Below are 1187 nucleotides of genomic sequence, written 5' to 3' on the forward strand. Positions count from 1 at the left end.
ATTGAGCGCAGGCCGGATCCTGACGCCAGATTACTCCATGTCAGGTACGTCGCCGCTGACGAAGAGCGTGTTCGGCGGGCCGTATTCGCCTAGCGTCGGATCGGCCTCACGGCTCCAGGCGATGACGCCGGCATGCTTTGCCGCCAGAGCCTTGGCGGTGCGTATAGCGCGGTCTTCGCTTTGCTGGTCGGCGGGTCCAAAGGCTGGGAACAGCTCGCCATCCTCACCGCGATCGAAGGCGACCACGACGATCAGCCTGGGATTTTTCTGGCCACTGGAATCGGACATCTTGCACCTTTAGCGCGGAACCTATCACATTGCTCGGGGTTGAAGGCCGCGAATCGATGAATGCCGACTTTGGGGAGTGGCATCGTGCAAGATCAGCGTTTCGATGAGCCGGTCAGGATTGCGCTCGGCCGATCGCGAAACTCGATCTTCAACGTGGAGCGGGTCGCTCAGGCTGCAGACGTCCTGCTGAACCGCTGGCCGGTTGCGACCGGGCAAAAGCATATGGTTGCCCGCAAGGTCTGTCTGGCCGTGCTCGAGGGAAAGAAAGAAGTCTCGGCGGCAAGGGCGGCGTTCATTAACGCCGCGATCGAGGCGGACATCCTCGTCGAACCGCGTGAGGTGTCGATCCCGTAGCCTGCTCCGGTGAAATTGAATCAGGGTCTGGCTCCATCCCCTTGATGTATGCCTCTTTTTTGGCGATCGCCGACCGGCTTTTCGGGGGCCATATTGACCTGCCTCTCGGCGCGCCTTGCACGGTATTCCGCATATTCGCTGCCTTTTGGGCAGTCTTCAGTACCCGTTGACATAGCATCCCGGTCTCTATATTGAACAGGATTATACAGGTTCACTGAACAGGTACTATATGAAGCGGCGCGCGGTTCAACTGTCTCCCGGTACGGGCAAACCCGAGCAGATCGCCACCGTTCTCGAACATGAAATCCGCTCCGGTGTTCTCGGCTTCGGCGACCGCCTGCAAAGCGAGAATGAACTTGTCCAGCGCTTCTCCGTCAGTCGCAATACGGTCCGCAAGGGCCTTGAGGAATTGTCCAGCCGGGGGCTGATCACGACCAGGGTTGGTATCGGCTCGTTCGTCACCTTCGACGGCAAGCCGGTCGATGACTCCATCGGCTGGTCGCGCGCGCTGGCCGATGCCGGCGCCCATGCCGAGACGCGGACGC

Annotated in this window: 3 protein-coding genes; 2 read left to right on the plus strand and 1 reads right to left on the minus strand. The window is 60.4% G+C overall.

What is annotated here, in order from left to right; translation table 11 throughout:
* Nucleotides 1-30: 30 nt before the first annotated feature.
* Entirely contained in the window at nucleotides 31-288 is a 258-nt protein-coding gene (locus EN906_RS34685) for a hypothetical protein (RefSeq protein ID WP_127268781.1), read from the minus strand.
* 69 nt (nucleotides 289-357) lie between these two features.
* Between EN906_RS34685 and EN906_RS34690 the strand changes: the two genes are divergently transcribed.
* Nucleotides 358-642, plus strand: a complete 285-nt coding sequence (locus EN906_RS34690; protein WP_245484400.1) for a DUF982 domain-containing protein — start codon at nucleotides 358-360, stop codon at nucleotides 640-642.
* Between the two features lie 229 nt (nucleotides 643-871).
* Nucleotides 872-1187 (plus strand): GntR family transcriptional regulator (locus EN906_RS34695; RefSeq protein WP_164777636.1); only part of this gene is annotated, 316 nt, incomplete at its 3' end.

Source organism: Mesorhizobium sp. M7A.F.Ca.CA.004.06.1.1, assembly GCF_003999135.1.
Taxonomy (GTDB): domain Bacteria; phylum Pseudomonadota; class Alphaproteobacteria; order Rhizobiales; family Rhizobiaceae; genus Mesorhizobium.

Coding starts and splice junctions, on each gene's coding strand:
- EN906_RS34685 (WP_127268781.1), bottom strand. CDS start 288: ATGTCCGATTCCAGTGGCCAGAAAAATCCCAGGCTGATCGTCGTGGTC.